The sequence below is a fragment of the Alloprevotella tannerae ATCC 51259 genome (assembly GCF_000159995.1).
GTDB lineage: Bacteria > Bacteroidota > Bacteroidia > Bacteroidales > Bacteroidaceae > Alloprevotella > Alloprevotella tannerae.
The window spans coordinates 192,376-209,674 of record NZ_GG700642.1; the positions used below are offsets into that span (position 1 = coordinate 192,376).

11 protein-coding genes and 1 pseudogene are annotated in these 17,299 nt (G+C 48.1%); 2 read left to right on the forward strand and 10 right to left on the reverse strand.

Going from position 1 to position 17,299, the window contains the following annotated elements:
- Positions 1-154 (forward strand): annotated as a pseudogene (locus GCWU000325_RS12310) (IS4 family transposase); the annotation flags it as partial.
- Between the two features lie 299 nt (positions 155-453).
- On the forward strand, positions 454-582 hold the full coding sequence (locus GCWU000325_RS12485) for a hypothetical protein (RefSeq protein WP_262480462.1): 129 nt from the start codon (positions 454-456) through the stop codon (positions 580-582).
- Between the two features lie 261 nt (positions 583-843).
- On the opposite strand, the gene GCWU000325_RS00820 is transcribed toward GCWU000325_RS12485, so the two are convergent.
- The 10 genes from GCWU000325_RS00820 to GCWU000325_RS00870 all read right to left on the reverse strand — a co-directional run bounded on the left by GCWU000325_RS00820 (position 844) and on the right by GCWU000325_RS00870 (position 17,107).
- Positions 844-3,024, reverse strand: a complete 2,181-nt coding sequence (locus GCWU000325_RS00820) for a S8 family peptidase (RefSeq protein ID WP_006253993.1) — start codon at positions 3,022-3,024, stop codon at positions 844-846.
- 198 nt (positions 3,025-3,222) lie between these two features.
- On the reverse strand, positions 3,223-4,515 hold the full coding sequence (locus GCWU000325_RS00825) for an L-cysteine desulfidase family protein (RefSeq protein ID WP_006253994.1): 1,293 nt from the start codon (positions 4,513-4,515) through the stop codon (positions 3,223-3,225).
- Between the two features lie 70 nt (positions 4,516-4,585).
- Complete coding sequence (locus GCWU000325_RS00830; RefSeq protein ID WP_006253995.1) at positions 4,586-5,017, reverse strand: helix-turn-helix domain-containing protein; 432 nt, start codon at positions 5,015-5,017, stop codon at positions 4,586-4,588.
- Between the two features lie 768 nt (positions 5,018-5,785).
- Positions 5,786-6,118 (reverse strand): DUF2149 domain-containing protein, encoded by a 333-nt coding sequence (locus GCWU000325_RS00840; protein WP_006253998.1) that lies wholly within the window; start codon positions 6,116-6,118, stop codon positions 5,786-5,788.
- Positions 6,115-6,714 carry a MotA/TolQ/ExbB proton channel family protein gene (locus GCWU000325_RS00845; RefSeq protein WP_006253999.1) on the reverse strand — a complete coding sequence of 200 codons (600 nt, stop codon included), beginning with the start codon at positions 6,712-6,714 and terminating at the stop codon, positions 6,115-6,117. Before GCWU000325_RS00845 ends, GCWU000325_RS00840 begins: the two co-directional genes overlap by 4 nt.
- An 8-nt stretch (positions 6,715-6,722) precedes the next feature.
- Positions 6,723-7,430: an NfeD family protein gene (locus GCWU000325_RS00850; protein WP_006254000.1), complete on the reverse strand. Its 708-nt coding sequence runs from the start codon at positions 7,428-7,430 to the stop codon at positions 6,723-6,725.
- Positions 7,431-7,442: 12 nt separating this feature from the next.
- A complete protein-coding gene (locus tag GCWU000325_RS00855) occupies positions 7,443-12,074 on the reverse strand; it encodes a cobaltochelatase subunit CobN (RefSeq protein ID WP_006254001.1) in 4,632 nt (1,543 codons plus the stop codon).
- Positions 12,075-12,086: 12 nt separating this feature from the next.
- Positions 12,087-14,315, reverse strand: coding sequence for a TonB-dependent receptor (locus tag GCWU000325_RS00860; RefSeq protein ID WP_006254002.1), 2,229 nt, complete (start codon positions 14,313-14,315; stop codon positions 12,087-12,089).
- 155 nt (positions 14,316-14,470) lie between these two features.
- Positions 14,471-15,688 carry a T9SS type A sorting domain-containing protein gene (locus tag GCWU000325_RS00865; protein ID WP_006254003.1) on the reverse strand — a complete coding sequence of 406 codons (1,218 nt, stop codon included), beginning with the start codon at positions 15,686-15,688 and terminating at the stop codon, positions 14,471-14,473.
- Between the two features lie 243 nt (positions 15,689-15,931).
- Positions 15,932-17,107 carry a T9SS type A sorting domain-containing protein gene (locus GCWU000325_RS00870; protein ID WP_006254005.1) on the reverse strand — a complete coding sequence of 392 codons (1,176 nt, stop codon included), beginning with the start codon at positions 17,105-17,107 and terminating at the stop codon, positions 15,932-15,934.
- Positions 17,108-17,299: the final 192 nt, after the last annotated feature.

Here is a 17,299-nt window from a genome sequence, read left to right on the forward strand (position 1 = left end):
CTCTTGGAGCTTTTCGGGGTTGGCCACAATGGTCAGGATAACACTGATGTACTATGTGGATTTCTACAGCCTCTTTAATCATCCCGAAAAAGATTGGGAAGCATGCCTGAAAGAAGCGGCCGAAAGCCCTCAAATGCCTTCGCTTTTTGATTAGGGGGGCTTGGAATGCCAAAAAGAGAACCTCAACCGCATTGTTTCAGCGATTGAGGCGGTCTTTCCTACTCTTTTTGACGTTTATCGGACAGCAATAATAAAGATTACAGAACGCATTAACCAACTCTGTTCCAATTCATTTTCAAAACAAGAAGCGTTTTATTTCCTCATTTAATCCTACCCACGTATCGTTTGCTCCCACCAAACGATAGTATGCTGCCGGCAAACGATGGTTTGGTCGCGGCAAACGATGGTTTGCTGCAGCCAAACCATAAATTAGCAAGAAATGATCAGCGATAAATGAGCGCTCGTAACAGAGCGATGGAGCAAAGGGAAGGAAGCATTGGCAACGAAGCGTTTAATATTCGTCGTTTCTCTTTATCTTATAAGATGCAGACGAAAACGGACTTGACGCACCAAGCAAGATAAAGAGAGCAAGAAACAGAAAAACAGCAATTTACAGAAACAAAATTTGCCTAACAGGGTGAAAATATCAACCTGTATGGCCGCCTTCGTGATGCGACGCTTCCCGGTAGAGGCATGTAGAAAATTAGGGGTAGTCGGAGTCGGCTTGGGGGAAGATGGCAGGGTCGGCTATAAGGACTGCAGCCGGCCGTGACCTACAAAAAAAAGCCGCCTCGAGGACATCGAGGCGGCAGGATAAATATATTCTAATCCTATGGACGAAGATTAGCGAACTGAAATTTTACGTGTGATGTTTGCATTTGAAGTATCGACGCGCAAGATGTAAACACCGGCATTCAACTCGTTGAGGTTGATCGTCTCTTCTTGACCGCAACGAACGTCATTCAGCGTGCGGCGCAGCACTTGCTTACCATCGATCGTATATACGGCAATGTTAGCGTAAGTTTCGTTGTTGTTGAAGAGCAGTTGCCAAGCATCCGGCTGCATAGAGATGGAGATCGGCGTCGTAGAGTTGGTCGGGATGTCAAGAACGCCAACACCAGTCTTGATTTGCAAAGCCTTCTTCAAACCTTTGTAAGCATTGATCTTACCATAACCGAACTTTTTGTTCCATCCGGGCTTAGCATATCTGTCGTGATTTGCGGTCTCCTTGAAAATTTCTATCATCTGATCGTACGTCAAATCAGGGTTGGCGGACAACCAAAGGGCTACGATACCCGTAGCTGCGGGAGAAGCCATAGAAGTTCCACTCATTTGGCCGTAATAGTACTTTTTGAGGCCTTTCTTTTGGATGTCTACGATGCTATAATCAGTCGAAGAGAATGCCTTGTCATACTGAGAAATTGCAGATTTAACCAAGAAGCCCGGCGCAGCAATAGTTGGTTTGTCGATCGGACCGAGCCAAGGACCGGGACTTGAGAAGAAGGTAATGTCGCCTACGTCTTGGCCGCCTTGCGTATAGGTTTGGTTGTTGATAGCTGACTTGTACTTATTCGTAGCTGCGAAAGCTGCGACACCAAATGCGTGGGGGATGGATGCAGCACCTTCGCCAACCAAATAATCATGATCCGGATTGATAAATTCTGCAACTGCTCCGGCCGGACGCTTGAATGTTCCGTAGCCGTCATTCAACCATCCGTGAACGACATCACCATTATTACCTTCCATTTCTACACCGAACTCAGCACCGGTTGCACCTAAAAGGCGACCCATGCTTTCTACAACCAAGCGGAAATCGAAGTGGTGCTTACCGTTGTAGGGGTTTACTTCATCAGAGAAGACTGCAAAGCCTGCATTTTGCATTTGCTTGAGCTGCGCAGACGTGATATAAGTCTTCTTTCCCTTTAAGAAGTAGAAAGGCTTAAAGGTTATGTGCTTCGTACCATCGGTATTCTGCGCCCAAAGCTGACCCATGATCTGCGAATATGCACCCATGTTTTTGTTAGGCGTCTTCACGAGGACGCTTTTCGTTTCGCCGTCGCTCGTAAATGCGTGAGTCGCGTGGATAGCCAAGTCGCCCTCGTTACCCATCGCGGCACAAACGAATCCTTTTCCTTCTTTCAAGAAGTTATTAATAGCCTGATCAGTCGGCTGCGAACCATCGTGCGGGCCGAGTTGCGAGCCAAAGCTCATGTTGATGACATAAGGCATGTTTTTGCTCTTAGCAAACTCCTTGATTTTCTTAACGTCCTCGATCAACTCTCCGTCCATAAAGCTGGAAGGTATGAGATAGAGATCTGCCAACGGAGCATTACCATACAAACCATTACCTACGTCGGAACCGGCTGCAGTATTCGTCACGTGAGTTGCGTGACCATTGGCCGCCATTCCGTCACCGCCTGAAGGGATGTTTTCTGTCGGCACCGTTGCGTTAGGATTCGTGTAGTAATTTGTGCGATTCCACAACTGCTTAATACGAGTTTTGCCGTCCGCATCGTTGAATGCGATGTGCTTATACTCGAAGCCTTGGTCGATAACTGCGACTAAAACGCCGGCACCTTTGAAGGGCGTTTCCAAATCTTTGCCTTGGTGAACACTATCTACACCCGTAACCTTACGAGTATTGTCCATTGTGGGCTTTAAAACGCGTGTCGGGTTGATGTAAAGCACATTTTCGTCTGCTGCCAACTGAGTTAAGTAAGCGGCAGGCACACTTGCCGTCAACAGTGTATTGCTAATCACGGTAGAAACATAGCCTTCAGCTTCAATTTTGTCTGCTACGCTCTTCGCATCTGAAGCACTGATGATCACAGCAACGGGAGCGTCGCTCGCTTGCTTTGTAAGAATGTGCTTACCTTCTTTATTTACTACGACGTTAGTGCCGTTAGAGACAAGCTGCTCCAAGACACCATTCATTTTCTTACCAGTATTGAATTTGGGCACTTGAGCTTGCGCTGCTGCAGCAAACAAAAGAAAGGCCCCGGTAAGGAGATAATTAGCTTTCATTTTTCTTTTTGGATTATAGACGGGCACAAAGATAGAAAAACTTTTCTTTAACAGCCAACAAGAATGTAACAATATTATTATATAATACGTGTTTTTTTCGCCAAATTTTGCTTCGAAGGAAAAAGATTTAAGTTTTGCCCTCTTATGTTGAGCCTGCGCGGCAGGCCGGCTTGCCGGCCGCCGGCGCGGGCTTGTTGTTTACGATTTACTAGTCATAATATCGAGCACACAGCGGTCGGTTTCGTTCATTGAGCCCGATCCGATGGAGACGAGATTCAGGATACTCTTCTCCACATCTTTGTCGATAATGCCTTCAGCTGAAGTTACAGATTCTTCCTGCATAGCCATCATCGCCGACAATACGGCTGTGCTGACGCCGGTCGTGAGTTTGAGCGCGCAACTCGGCTTCGCACCGTCGCAAATCATACCTGTAAGATTCGCAATCATATTTTGGATGGCATAAGTCATATGTCTGTATTCACCACCCATTAAATATGTAATACCGCAACTTGATCCCGTGGCAGCCACAACGCATCCGCAAAGCGCTGAAAGCGCGCCAAGACGCATCTTTATATAGATTGCCGTAAGATGAGAAAGCGTTAAGGCGCGTGTCAGCTCTTCGTTCGTATTATGGTTTTCCCGTGCGAAGACAACTACGGGGTTAGTTGCACAGATTCCCTGGTTACCACTGCCCGAGTTGCTCATAACAGGAATCATCGCGCCCGCCATTCTCGCATCGCAAGCACAGGTTGTGCTCGAAAGGATATGTGAAAAGATGCTATCCCCCATTATTCCTCGGCCCATCGGGCGCGAAAGAATTTTGCCGAGCTTATGTCCATAGTTGCCCTCCAAAGACTTTTGGGCTGCCTGGAGATTCATTTTACCTGCTTCGTTGATGAATTCGAGTTCTTCTATCGGAGTTGTCGTGGCAAACTCGTGGATTTTGCGCAGCGTAAGTTCGGGCGTATCATCGTCGTCGACTTTTGCTTCCACAGCGCCCAACTGCTTTTCGAGCAAGACCTCCTCCCCTTTCTTCTCCAAAATGAAGTTAGTGTGTTGGCGCGCGATGGCTGCCGTCCCGCTGTGTTCACCGGCGATGGCCTTTACTTCGACAAAAAGTTTGTCGGGCGCATCTTCAGCCAAGGAGATTTGGATATGCCCCGCCTCATCATAAGCTTTACCTTCTGCCACCGCTTCCGGCGTGCAGTCCTTCAAAACTTCGAGTCCGTAGCTCGACTTTCCGATAAGTGCACCCAAGGCTATGGCTATCGGCAGTCCGACCATTCCCGTCCCGGGTATGCCTACGCCCATCGCGTTTTTCAGAATATTGGCACTAAGCCTTACCTCTACGCGCTCCGGTCTTTGCCCCAGCAGCTCTGTGGCTTTAGCCGTGGCCAGCGCCACGCAGACCGGTTCCGTACAGCCTATGGCCGGCACTACTCCTTTTTTAATTATGCGAATAATCGCTTCGCGTTCTTCTTTATTGATCATAAATGGTTTTAACAAGTTGCTTTGTTGTAGGCCCTGCAGTGCGATTATCGCCGCTCTATTTTGGTTGGGTTCAAACTTTTTCCTCCTCCCATTGATCGACGTCTTCGTCCATTCTATATTGTTTGGGCGTTACTTCCCGCTCGCGATGGAAAGCCAGATAAAAGGCTTGGCGCGAGGAGAAGCCACACATCAGACCGATTTCCTCAATTGTATATTCACTATATCTTGGGCTGCGTAGCATTCGGCAAGCATCGCGCAGGCGATAGCCGTTTACCAGTGCATTGTAGTTATCCCCCGTGTGCAGCCCTACGACCACAGAGATGTAGCGCGGATTCGTGTGCAAATCAATCGCCAGTTTCTTCGCAGAATAATCCGGATCCAAATAGCGTTTTTCGACGCCTAATTTTTCAACGATTTGGACAAAAAGCTTGTCAGATAATTCGTCACGTATCCTCGCGTAGGAAGCTCTCTCTTTCGACTTTGAAGTATTTGAATCCTTCATGATATTACTATTGTGTAAGTTGGATTAGCGCAAAGATATAGCTTCTCTTTTTTTTGCGCAAGTAGTTCTATAAATATTTTCTCCCAAACGCTTTGAATGCGCTTTTGTTTAGTAGTCTTTTCACTCTGAACTTACAAAATACAAAGAATGCTAAAGCCGCAGAGCACCATTTACGCATCTTATTTTAGAAAAATCTTATGTAAAAATTCGACTTCCTCAGTATGTAGGAATAAAGATCAGGCTACAATTTGAGCAAGTACTGATTGACGGCAAAAGTGCGCGAAAAATTATGACAGAAAATTCAAAACCGACCGAGCATATTGCATTCAGGCTTAGCTCGTAGCAAACTCAGGTAAAGGATCTCGCCAATTATGAATAGCGAAACCGGAAACAGCGGGCAAAAAGAAGTGTTTTTGAAACTCGAAAGTTGATTGGATAATTGTTTGGCCCCACCAAACCATCGTTTGGTCCCGGCAAACCATCGTTTGGCGCGAGCAAACTATCGTTTGCTGCCGGCAAACAATGGACGACAAAGGATCGATGCGTCAGGCAATCAGTAGGACGCCCTTATTTATTATACTTAAAGCAACAAACAATCAAATACTTATAAGACAATCGGAAGCATTAAAGCGCGGCGCGGCAGACCGGCGCGAACGAAAAAAGTGCCAACAAACAACGAGGGAGAAGCAAACGCATTGCTTCCCCCTCGTTACCTAACCTCAACAAATAATGGCCGCTCATCAATGGGACATAAGGAACCGGCAAGGCCTATTCAGGCACATAAATTACCTCTCCATTCTCCAACTGATAAGCCACGCCCACTTTCTTTCCTCGCGCTCCGTCTTTGTTTGTCTGATCCTGCGAAGGCGTATAACGCTCTATCTTATCGCCTTTCTTGGTTATGATTTCCATATTATCCTTGCCCGGATTTTTTACCATAGTATAGTCGGACTGACTAAAGACTTCGGTCATATTAAATCGCGTGACGAGGGCTACCATCAGAGCCACGGCAAACACCATGGCAACGTCGAAGAGATTACCGACAACGTTCATCGGGTTAACCTCTTCCTCCGTATCCATAAATCTTCTTCGGCGTCTCATTTTTCAGACTTTTGATGAATGAGATCGGCTACATATTCGAGTCGGGTCAAGTCGTACATAAACCATCTCCGTTTCGTCTGTTGCGTAATGACGCCGATGGCGGCTGCAAACAAACCGACAACGGTCGTGGCAAAGGCCACCTGCATATTATAAGCCATCGAGGCGATGTCGCCCTTGGACAAGCCGACCAAAGCCGGCCCCATCGGGATGAGCGTTCCCATCAAACCGAGCATAGGGCCCATCTTAGCCAGCGTCTTGGGCGCATTGAGTTCCTTCTCCATGAGCAGTTCGTAATCGGAAATCAGCCGCTGCACTTCGGCAGGCTGATCGCGATGCTCCAAGATGGCCAAGAGAGAGCAGATGACCGGAGCTGTAGAATTGTGCGGAAGCTTTTCGGCTACGGCATCCAAGCTTTCCGGCGTTAAATCTTTCAGGGCAGCATTGACCGTGGCCTGCGCCTTGCGCACACTTAAGTATTGACCGAAGAAGCTCCCGATGAGCAGGAGTGCTCGCCCAAACAAAAGAATTAGTAAGACGATAACCGGAATGAGCAGACCGGTAGAAATCCAAAAAAGTATGTCTGAAATGTAATTCATATAACGAGTTATTTACGAGTAAATTTATTGTGATCATATTTAATCTTGAATCGGCGCAGCAAGCATCCGACTACAGCGCCTCCGGCTGCGATTGAGAGAACGAGCAGCGAAGCTCGCCAATCGACATTGTTGGTCGAGACGGCACCGGTAGCACCATTGACCGTCACGATGACACCGATAAGTGCCACCAAGACGTTGGTCAGGAAGAGCAATTCCAATCGCGTATCGCGATCAATCAGCATGCGGCGCAAACCAAAGGATGCTGCGATAAGCAACATCAGCAGCGTGCCGCTCACCCCCGCAGCAACGAGGGTGAAGTCGACACCGGGAAAGGCAAAGATGCAAGCTGTGAGCAGGCTAAACGCGGCGGGGAAGATAAAAAAGCCGGGATAGAAGCGTAGAAACACATCCAAATAGCGCTGCCATCGATTGTCGCGAGCGCGCGAACGATCTCTTCGGGCGATGCGCAAACAGAAAGCTGCTTGAATCAAAACGTCGAGACTCAGCACTACAGCCAGGTCGCGCATCAGCGTGGGCGTGGCTAACCACGTAGCAATCTGCGTGCTCGATTGCTCGATTGCATAAGGCCACATTGCGTAAGTAAAACTACAAACTGCGACCGTCGTAAAGAGCATAGCCCGCACGGAGACAAAGGTTTGCTTCAACACGAAATTGAAGCAAACCAATAGTAGCAATAAAGTGAACAATTGTTCCATCGTAACAAGCGTTTATTGGCGACGCTTCCGATTGCGGCGCACAATCCATAGGAGTCCACCGAAGATAACAATGATCAAGCCCACCATCAGTGCACCGTTGATCCACTGACTACGCTTTTGCTCTTCCGGGGTTAACTCCTCCTTCTTCAAGACTTTGCCGTCTTTGCCTTTCGCAGCACGTATATCGTCAATATTTGCTTTGTAGGCCTTAGCCGTTGCGGCATCGGACTTGGAAGCTATGAAGTTGCGCAACTTAGCATTGTCGCAGACGAAGCCGGAGCAGGACGGCTTATATTTGTTCACAAGATCAGTATGCAGTTTGGCCAGTTCGCGCACCTGCGTCGGGTTGGCCTTCCACATCCCCTTGCGCGCCGCTTCAAGCATCACGGCCGAGATCTCCTCCAAGGCGGCAGGGTTGCGATCTTCAAAGTACTTGCGTAAGCCTAAGTTGAACTTGTCTTTCGCATATACGTCATAGATCTCCGTCCACATCTCCTCGTCGATGGCGCCCGGCTTCATCACCTCCCAGCCAAAGGTGTTCTGCACCAATTCTGCAAAGCCGTTGGCCGCACTCGCCTCTCCCTTCATCTGCTCCTTGATATAAGTAGGATTGAACAAGGTCGTGCGGCTCTCTACGCCGATAGCCTCTTTCACTTCCTGCATCCGCATACGGTTATGGTTGCGGTAGTCGCTCAGATAGGCGTCAGGCTCCTTGCCCGTCACTTGCTTGACGGAGAGGTTCAAACCGCCCATAAATTCATATACGTGGTCGAGACTCAAAGCTCCCCACGTGTTGCTCTGGCGCGGCTGAATAACGACGTCGGTCCGCGTTAAGGCAGCTTCAAAGGCAAACTGATCGAAAGCTTCCCATTCTTTCTCATCGCCATAGAAAGCTCCCATATTATTGATATAAGTATCAGCAATCTCAGAACGCTTCTCCCAGCGATCGCTGCTCATTACCATTCCTTGAATTCCCGTTCCATAGCCTCCATTTACGCCGCCAAATACGCGACGGGTAGCCATTGCTCGCGCCGCTTTTGGCGAAACGCCTTTCTTCGTCAGCGTGCGTTCGGCCTCGACAACACCAGCTGCGACCTGATTGGTATAGGCTTCGTCCTTAGCGGCAGCGGCCATCTCCACAGCCCGATTGATAAGGAAGAGACGGGACGCAGCCAAATCACGCAACTGACCTGAGGTCTGCACAACGACATCTATACGCGGACGGCCCAATTGGCGCGAAGGAATCAAGCGTAAGTCTGTGACGCGACCGAAACTATCGCGAATAGGTTCGACACCAAGCATATAAAGTACTTGGGCTATCGTGGCGCCTTCGGTCTCTATAAACTCGCCGCTCCACAGCGTGTAGCTGACTTTGCGTGGATATTCTCCTTTATGGCGCTTGCGGTAAAGCGAAATTGTATTCTCGGCCAACTCTTTTCCTTTCTCCCAAGCAGATTCTGAAGGCGTGTTTTCAGCATTGATACCAAAAAGGTTACGCCCCGTGGGCAAGGTATTGGGATTCACGATAGGATCGCCACCGGGAGAAGGTTTCGTATAGCCGCCGCTCATTGCGTTGAGGAGTGCATTCAACTCCATTTGAGGAGATTCCCATAAGGCTTGCTTATAACGTTGGATGTTTTTGATCGTACGCTCGACTTCCATCACAGCATAGGCGAAGTCTTTCTCCTGCTTCGTGAATTTCGGACGCTGCGATGCTTTCATCATAGCGGACATCATAGCACCGGAACTTTGTGAGGAAGTAGCGGTCTTCGACTTTTGCTTATTGGCTGCCATAGGATGAACTTTGGCAGCAGCGGCCTGAGACTTACGGTTAGATTTGCCGTCTTTCGCGCGCTGTGATTTAGTCGGCGTTGACGCTGATGAATGCTGCGCAGATGCTTCTTTTGCTTCTGCCGCATCTCCACCAGACATCATCGCCTTCATCGCTTTCATTGCCTCGGGGTCGGGCTTCCCGCCTTTTGCAGCCATTGCTCTCATCATCGCAAGAGCTTCCGGACTTGGTCTTTCGCCTTTTGCAGCCATTTCATGCATTGCCTTCATCGCTTCTGCATCAGGTTTGCCGCCTGCCTTAGGCATTTTGCCCATCGTTTGAGGAGCTTTAGAAGAGGTCTTTTGCTTACCACGCGCCGACGAAGATTGAGCCGGACGCTTTGATGGTTGAGTCGCCGACTGCTGCGCTTGCTTCATCATAGCTTGCATAGCCTGCATCATCTTAGCATTCGGCTTACCACCGCCTCCACCGCCCATCATCATCGCCATACGATCGTTGGGGGCAGACAATACATTATATATAGTGTGGGCACGCTGCAACTCAGCGGGCGTAATATGAGCTACGTTGCAGATAAGTGCGTCAGTAGCCGCAGCCGGATTGGTCAAAATACGGCCGACAAGAGCACGGGCCGGATTCAAATAGCGTTGTGTGAAAAGCGCATTATGTTTTAACGTGGAATCATCGGCTTTACCACGCATCTTATCCAAGGCTAAAAGGGAATAAGCTATAGGATCCGTGCACATCGCAAAGATGCTACTCTGAATACGTTGAGGTTCGTAGGGAACGCCCAAGGTATAAGGCTGGCCAATAATCTTGGAAGTAGCAATCTCTTCGGCATAATTGTCTATACGCAAGATTTCATCTTCCGTATAGGGCTTTTTCATATCGGCGTCCAACTCCAATTCGCGCTGTATGCCTAACTTAATCGCAAGCGCTTTTACGTCAAGTGAGGCGCGATCAATAGCCGCTTTGTTTCCATCAGCCACTCTCGCATTGAAGATTTTGATTTTTTCTTCCAAACTTTGATAGATGCTGCGGGTATTGCTCTCCAAGAAAGGCGGCGTTAAATAGGAGATGAGTCCGGCATAGGAGCGGCGCTTGGCAATGAGCGCTTCCCCGACATTGCCTATAGAGTAAATATAAAAATGCGGCAAAGGACCGACTAAGCGATCGGGCCAATCAAGCGAGCTCAAAGCAACTTGTTTGTGAGGCGTAAACTCGAGGCTGCCGTGTGTACCGAAATGGATGAGTACATCTGCTTTGAAACCAAAGCGCGTCCAAAGGTAGGAAGCGATATAGGTATGCGGCGGAGCGGCATCCGTTCCGTGAACGATTTTGAAAGCGTTGTCGCCTTTTCCTGCCGCATTTTGTGGCAATAAGACGACGTTGCCAAAACGCAAACGAGCCACGCCAAGGCGCCCATCGGCGGTAGACATATACGCTCCGGGGAAATCGCCGTTTGCTTTGACGACTTCAGCATACTTTTCGGGACGCAAGGCTTGCTTAACCCAACTTTCGTATTGTTTCTTATTGATCAGTTCGGGCTTACCTGTACGCATAAAGTTAGAAAATGCACCTTTCGCATACAAACCAAAGGCGGCGCCCTGCGCTTGCAACATCTGACCAAGTATTTGCGGAGAGGCGGGAAGGCCGGATACATTATAGCCCTCCTGCTGTAGGCGCTTCAGCAAATTATATAGAGATGGTACGACTTCCATACCAGCGGCGGTGAGAGCGTTTTGGCCCGGACCTTTATAATAATAAATGGCTACGCGCTTATCTTGATTTGCTTTGCGCTTTAAATCGATATAACGCGTGATGGTTTCAACGAAAGTTGCTAAGCGCTCAGGAATTGCAGCCACGTAAGGAACACCATCTTTCCCTTTATAATGAGCAAAGAGAGCAAAGGGGCGGAGGGCGCCATCAATCTCCGGCGTCACAACACTCTGCGACAAAAAGCCGCCACTCATTCCCATTTTGTCCTGCTCCCAGTCTTCGACCGGACGACTGACATTCAAGGGCGAGAAGAGAGGAATATTGGCTTGCGTAAGATAATCTACGACGGCATCACCCAAACGCCCGTGGGCCATATTCACAACTGCGGCCGGCAAGATACTATCCGCCGCTTCGCTCTGCAAGAATTTAGGCAGATTATGCAAAGGATAAACGACCTTGCCCGATTCTTCTAATTTCGCAATCAAATCTCTGGGATCTCCCATCACACCTGTGAGAACAACTGCTGGCGCATTGGGTTTCCAAAGTTTGTTTTTCTGCAAGAATTGTCTGTATTCGGCAACCGTCTTGAATTCTAAATCTTCTCCGTCCTTATCATCCAAATTTGGGTGATACAATACGCCCATTGCGTGAGCTACAAGAGGCTTCGGCTCAGGATTAGACAGGAATTTCTTGTCAATATATCGACGCACGTAATTCAACACACTGCGATAGTTTTCATAACCTCCCTCTCCCAAATACTTTTGAAGCGTATCCGTTTGCAAGGAATCGAGCGTATTAAAATTGTTGTCCGGGTTTGTGGACATCGTCGTCAGCATTGGCAAGCCTTTATCGGCGGCTTTTTGGATTTGTTCACGTTGTTCTTGCGTAAGTCGTAGGCCCATGCCATTCACAAAAACCATGTCGTAGTCGTCTAAGTCGCCGAGCTGCTCCAGACTTACTTCTTCCAGTTTCACAAATCCGTTATCATTGGCCTTAGCTATTTGTCCGAGATCAATAGCTTGGTAATGGAGGAAGCCTATCCTCGTCGCACTACACCATTTTATCCACACAAAAGCGAGCAGAATTGCGACAAGCGCAACGGCCAACCCGCCCAAGATTAACTTTTTCTTTTTCATAGAGGGTTACTATTAGAATTTCACAAGATCAGAGATGTTAAGCGCCAACGTAGCTACATAACTGACGCCATTCAGTGGCGCTTGCACGGTAGAATCAGCGGCTTTATCTTTATAATTAAACAAATTATCCACCATCAAGCCCAGTTTTACGCCCCGCAAAAATTGCACGCCTAAATTAAGCGAGCAGATAGCACGAGCATCAAAGACGTATTGGCGATAGCCTTTCAACTTGGCGTCATAAGAATATCTTGTAATGCGCGACGCCCATTGGCTATTAAAGGCCACCGTACCCTGCACTTTATGAAAACTGTGTTTGTATTGTAAATTGAGTTTGGCACTATGCGGACGAACCCACGACGTGTTATAACCATTCACTTTCTCATAGTTATTTACATAAGCATAAGCCGTGGTAACCTTCAATCCCCAAGGCAGCCGATAATCTGCCGTAGCTTCGATGCCCGTTGTCTTAACATTTTCCGCATTGACGTAATGCATATCATAAGAAACCCCGGGCTCAAGATACTCATACGAGATTTTATTCTTGAAGCGATTATGATAGGCTGACACCGTCAAGTTTAGACCGCCCTTATTATACTCTGCCGACAAAGAATATTGCTGACTCTTCTCGGGTTTGAGGTTTTTATTACCATAAAGCATAAGGATTCCGGCCATATTAAACTCTTGATACAACTCTTTAAGCGTAGGTACGCGATAGCCCCGCGCATACCCGCCGCGCAAGGTTAGGTTTGCTGACGGGCGGTAAAGAACTGAAATCTTCGGCGTCAAATGAAATTTATATTGAAAGGCTTTATCGCCTCGCACGCCGGCCACAATATTCAATTGGGGCGTAATTCGCCAATCTTCTTGCAAATAAGCGGCATAGTGTGAACCGGAAACCGTCCCTGTATCCTTCATCATATAATGTTTCAGGCGCTCATACTGCCATTCACCGCCAAAGCTTAGCGTATGCGTTCCATAGTTGCCCGTATAATTAAGGCGTCCCACACTATTAACATTGCCATAGCTGCGCACACTTCTACCCGCTTGGAAATATACGGCTCGTTTAGTATAGTTGTCAAAGCTATAGTTGAAATCGAGGGTATGGTTATCGTCGAAGATATACTTGATTTTACTGCCTATGACCCAATCTTCGTATTTATCATAAAACTTCCGGCCACTCTTGGGCGGACGACGATTACCGTAATATGAGCCCGACAGCTGCGCGCTCAAATGTTCGGTAAAGGCATAATTAAAACGTTGCGATGCGTCCCAAATGCGGTAGCCGTAGATCGCCGCTTGCGAAGGCGGCAGTTCGCGCGTATCGGTCGTGCCATCCGGATTGATAATATCCACACGCTTTCCTGTGCCATCTTTTATTTTATAGGTACTTCTATGTCTGAATCCAAGCGTTGTAAAAGAAGAAAATCGCTCACTACGACATCCAAATTCAGCGCCATATTTTTGCCCATTCACACCGGCATAGCGCGCTGTGAAGTTTGCGTTTATTGGGCGCTCGGCGCGCTTCGTTATAATGTTGATTACCCCCCCGATCGCTCGGCTATCATAAAGCGTTGAAGCCGCACCGCGCACGATTTCTACACGCTCTATGTTGTCTACATTCAGGCGGTTAAAATCTATGTTGTGATCGGCGCCTTCGCCGCTAAGGCGCTCGCCATCTACGAGAAAGAGTACCGACTTACTATCCATCCCCTGATAACTTATCTCCTGCGTCTGACTCATTGAATTGTAAAAAAACTGTATGCCGGGCAGCGTATATTCGAGTAGACTATTCACATCTATGGGGTTCACAGCCGCTATCTCATCTTTACCGATCACGCGGGTAATGATAGGAACGTCCTTCAGCGGCTTTTCTATGCGCGAACCTGTTACGACGACTTCATTAAGTCTGCCTGTTGTCAATTCGAGCACCACTTTTAGCAGCGTATCTTTCGTGCCTTCGAGATCAATGGTCTTTGATGTGTAGCCTAAGGCCTGAACGACGAGCGTATACTTCGGTCTTTGCTTCACTTGGAGCACAAATTCGCCCTTCGCGTTTGTACCGCTGGCAAGCGTTGTGTTGACCAAGCGCACGGAAGCTGCGGCTATTGGTTTCTGATCTTCGTCGACAACAATGCCACGAATGGTATGACGTACGACTTCAGCAATGTTATCGGCTGCGGCCTCTTTTGGCAAAGCCGTCACGACAAGCAAGAGCAGGAGTAAAGCTATATTTTTCATCATACTGGGGTAAACTATACATTATATATTGTAGTTACTACTCGCCCTCAAGCAATCTTGAAAAGGCTACATTTTCTTAGCCGAATAGCAGAATGCGTGAAAGGCGACTTCCGATTTATTCGGAAGTCGCACCTATCACAAGACAATAGTAGAATGTCTTATTTGGTAAACGTGAAAGCTGCATGGCCAAGTCTGATAACATAAGTTCCAGGCGTGAGCGTAGCAATATTTACCGTCGTTGTTACATTGGCTATGTTTCCACGTTGCAACAATTGTCCCGCCGTTGTAAACAGTTGCCATTCGCCGCCTACGAGCGACTTGTCCACATTGAGAATGAGCTGACCGGCTTTGATCTCTACCTTCACTGCGTTCGTGCCGGCTTGCGTTGCTGCGTTGTGTACACCGGTAGTTTCGATTTTCTCATACACCATTGTAGCAATTTCGCTTTCCCCCTCATCCTCTTCGCCTTCATCGTCCGGTGCCGGTAGTTTTATGCTTGCCACGGCGTGCGTAAAACTGTTTTCCTCCGGCAAACCGAAAAAGGCTGCACAATTCCGCTTTCCGAAATACGTCAGATCGCGCAATGTATGGCGCGGGAAAAAGGTCTTTTCGGCCAATTTATCCTGATCATACGTATATTCAAACATAAAATCAGTGCGTCCGGCTTTAACAATATCTCCATGCTCATCATACGTATAGTCCTCTATCAGATCATTTTTACCCGGGACTACAAGCTTAAGGCTGGTAACCTTCCCTTGCTCGTTGTACATCAGATATTCTGTTTCCAAAGTCGAGCCATCGGCGAACATGGTCACCGTTTCGAGTTGTCCCTTCTCGTTATAGGCGAGCTTGCACGTTTTTCCTTCATACCAATCATTCGCTTGCTCATCCCAGAATTCATATTCAGCACGTATCGGTTTATGTTGCTCATCATAGAAGTACTTTCCGTGCACGTCTTCGATAAGTTCCAAATCCTGGGGCGTCAAAGCGCGACGGCGAAGGCGTGTGTACTGCGTGATGTATCCCTGATCATCGCGTGTATAGAGGTGGCGATAACTCACGATAGGATCACCGCCGCCTCTCGGATACTCGCGCATCTCCATCTTAATCAAATAATGGCGGTCATCATACGTGTAAAGTGTTTCCTCTGCCAAGTCACCGCCCGATTCATAGACTGATTCTTTCACCAAGCAGTTGGCATTGTCATAATCGTAATGCATATCCTGCCCATAACAGTTTTTCATATCGGTCAGACGATATTGATACCGAGCGGGGTCGGCGCAAAAGCGGTGTTCTGCCATCACAGGTTGTGCAACGGCTTTTAAGAACAAACTGCCAAGAACTAAAAGTGGCAGCATAAAGGTAGTCTTTTTCATTGCGAAAAATTTAATTATAGATTGTTGTTGTATATGGTTGTAAAACCGAGTGCAAAGTTAAAGGGGCTTTCTCGGCTCAACAATACCTATTTTACGGTATTTTGAACGCGCAGCTCTCTTGTGGATACGAGGCGAGTTGGGTTGTGTTATCATTTTGATTGTGACGGCAGAGGCGGGGGCGGAGAAAAATCTCCGCGAGTCCCCAGCCGCCACATTGAGAAAAAGGTATCTATTAAAATGAGCTCAGCGCACGATTTTTGCTTCGTGCTGAGCGATTTTTACGATGTAGTTTCCAGAGGGCAAAGTCGTCAGATCAATGCGTTCAAGGGCTTTATCCACCTGCTGCATCTTAATGCAGCGGCCGGACAAGTCGAAGATGCGCAACACACTCCCCCGTTCGGAAGCACTCGGCTTTATGCGCAGCCAACGGCCTTCGACGACGAGGGCGTCTTGCTCGACTTTATCGCCAAGCATCACGCGCTCTACGTTCGTTTGGTCAATCGGTTCGTAGACCATCGTTGCACCGGTCGTTTCTTCGTGCTGAATGGCGTGTACGTAGCTATTTTCCGTAGGCGCAGCATACCACGTGATGGCATTGCGCAAGCCAAAAAGCGACTTGTCGACAATGTTTTTGCGCGGAATGAACGTCTTATCCAGCGTCTTGTCTTCGTAATACGTATAGTTGAAATAGTATCCGGGGCGGCCCGATTGAGTTATGTCGCCTGCAGCATTGTAGGTATACATCCAAACGACGTCGTTCGCACCCGGCTTAGTAAGTGTCAACCCGGCGATCTTACCTTGTTCGTTGTAAGTCAACTCTTCTTTTTCAAACAAGGCGTTGTCCACGGTCTTTGTCAGCGATTCGAGTTTGCCATCTTCTGTATATGTCAAATCGACTACAAGACCTTCATACCATTCCGCCTTCTCGCCATCATAATACATATAAACAGCGTGCGTAGGTCGCTGTTTTTCATCGTACGTATAGCTCCCGCGAATATCTTCAAACATTTCGTAGTCGGTCTCCTCCTGTGCCCTACGCTTCCAGCGGTTATAGCCGACGATGTAGCCTTTGGCATCGCGCGTATAGATCTGGCGTAAGTCGACGACGGGTGTGCCGTCGTCTTTCAGTCCTACGCATTCTTCATGCTGAACCAAGTAATGATTGGCGTCGTAGGTGTAGACATTCTGCTCAACTTCAACGCCGTCGTCTGAAAGGCCTACTTGGCGTAGAAGACAGCCGAAGTTGTCATACTGAAATTGGAAATCTTGCCCGTAATCGCCTCGCACTTCGGCTATGCGAAAGTCATATTGCGCCGGCGAGGCTCGAAACAAGTTGGGCGCCGGCGGAATATCCGCCATGGCGACCAATGGCAAACAGCACGCGGCCCATGCTGAGAGTATAAAGCTTGTCTTTTTCATTGCGAAAAATTTAATTATAGATTGTTGTTGTATATGGTCGTAAAACCGGGTGCAAAGTTAGAGGGGCCTTCTCGGCTCAACAATACCTATTTTACGGTATTTTGAACGCGCAGCTTGCTTCTTTCTATTTTCACAACTGATTTACGGTCCATCATCACCTACCCACCCTTACACTTGTCCTATTATATACCG

Excerpts from the sequence above, each read along its gene's own strand:
- GCWU000325_RS00845 (WP_006253999.1), bottom strand. The coding sequence starts at position 6,714 with ATGAATTACATTTCAGACATACTTTTTTGGATTTCTACCGGTCTGCTC.
- GCWU000325_RS00825 (WP_006253994.1), bottom strand. The coding sequence starts at position 4,515 with ATGATCAATAAAGAAGAACGCGAAGCGATTATTCGCATAATTAAAAAA.
- GCWU000325_RS00855 (WP_006254001.1), bottom strand. The coding sequence starts at position 12,074 with ATGAAAAAGAAAAAGTTAATCTTGGGCGGGTTGGCCGTTGCGCTTGTC.
- GCWU000325_RS00850 (WP_006254000.1), bottom strand. The coding sequence starts at position 7,430 with ATGGAACAATTGTTCACTTTATTGCTACTATTGGTTTGCTTCAATTTC.
- GCWU000325_RS00820 (WP_006253993.1), bottom strand. The coding sequence starts at position 3,024 with ATGAAAGCTAATTATCTCCTTACCGGGGCCTTTCTTTTGTTTGCTGCA.
- GCWU000325_RS00840 (WP_006253998.1), bottom strand. The coding sequence starts at position 6,118 with ATGAGACGCCGAAGAAGATTTATGGATACGGAGGAAGAGGTTAACCCG.
- GCWU000325_RS00830 (WP_006253995.1), bottom strand. The coding sequence starts at position 5,017 with ATGAAGGATTCAAATACTTCAAAGTCGAAAGAGAGAGCTTCCTACGCG.
- GCWU000325_RS00865 (WP_006254003.1), bottom strand. The coding sequence starts at position 15,688 with ATGAAAAAGACTACCTTTATGCTGCCACTTTTAGTTCTTGGCAGTTTG.
- GCWU000325_RS00860 (WP_006254002.1), bottom strand. The coding sequence starts at position 14,315 with ATGATGAAAAATATAGCTTTACTCCTGCTCTTGCTTGTCGTGACGGCT.
- GCWU000325_RS12485 (WP_262480462.1), top strand. The coding sequence starts at position 454 with ATGAGCGCTCGTAACAGAGCGATGGAGCAAAGGGAAGGAAGCATTGGC.
- GCWU000325_RS00870 (WP_006254005.1), bottom strand. The coding sequence starts at position 17,107 with ATGAAAAAGACAAGCTTTATACTCTCAGCATGGGCCGCGTGCTGTTTG.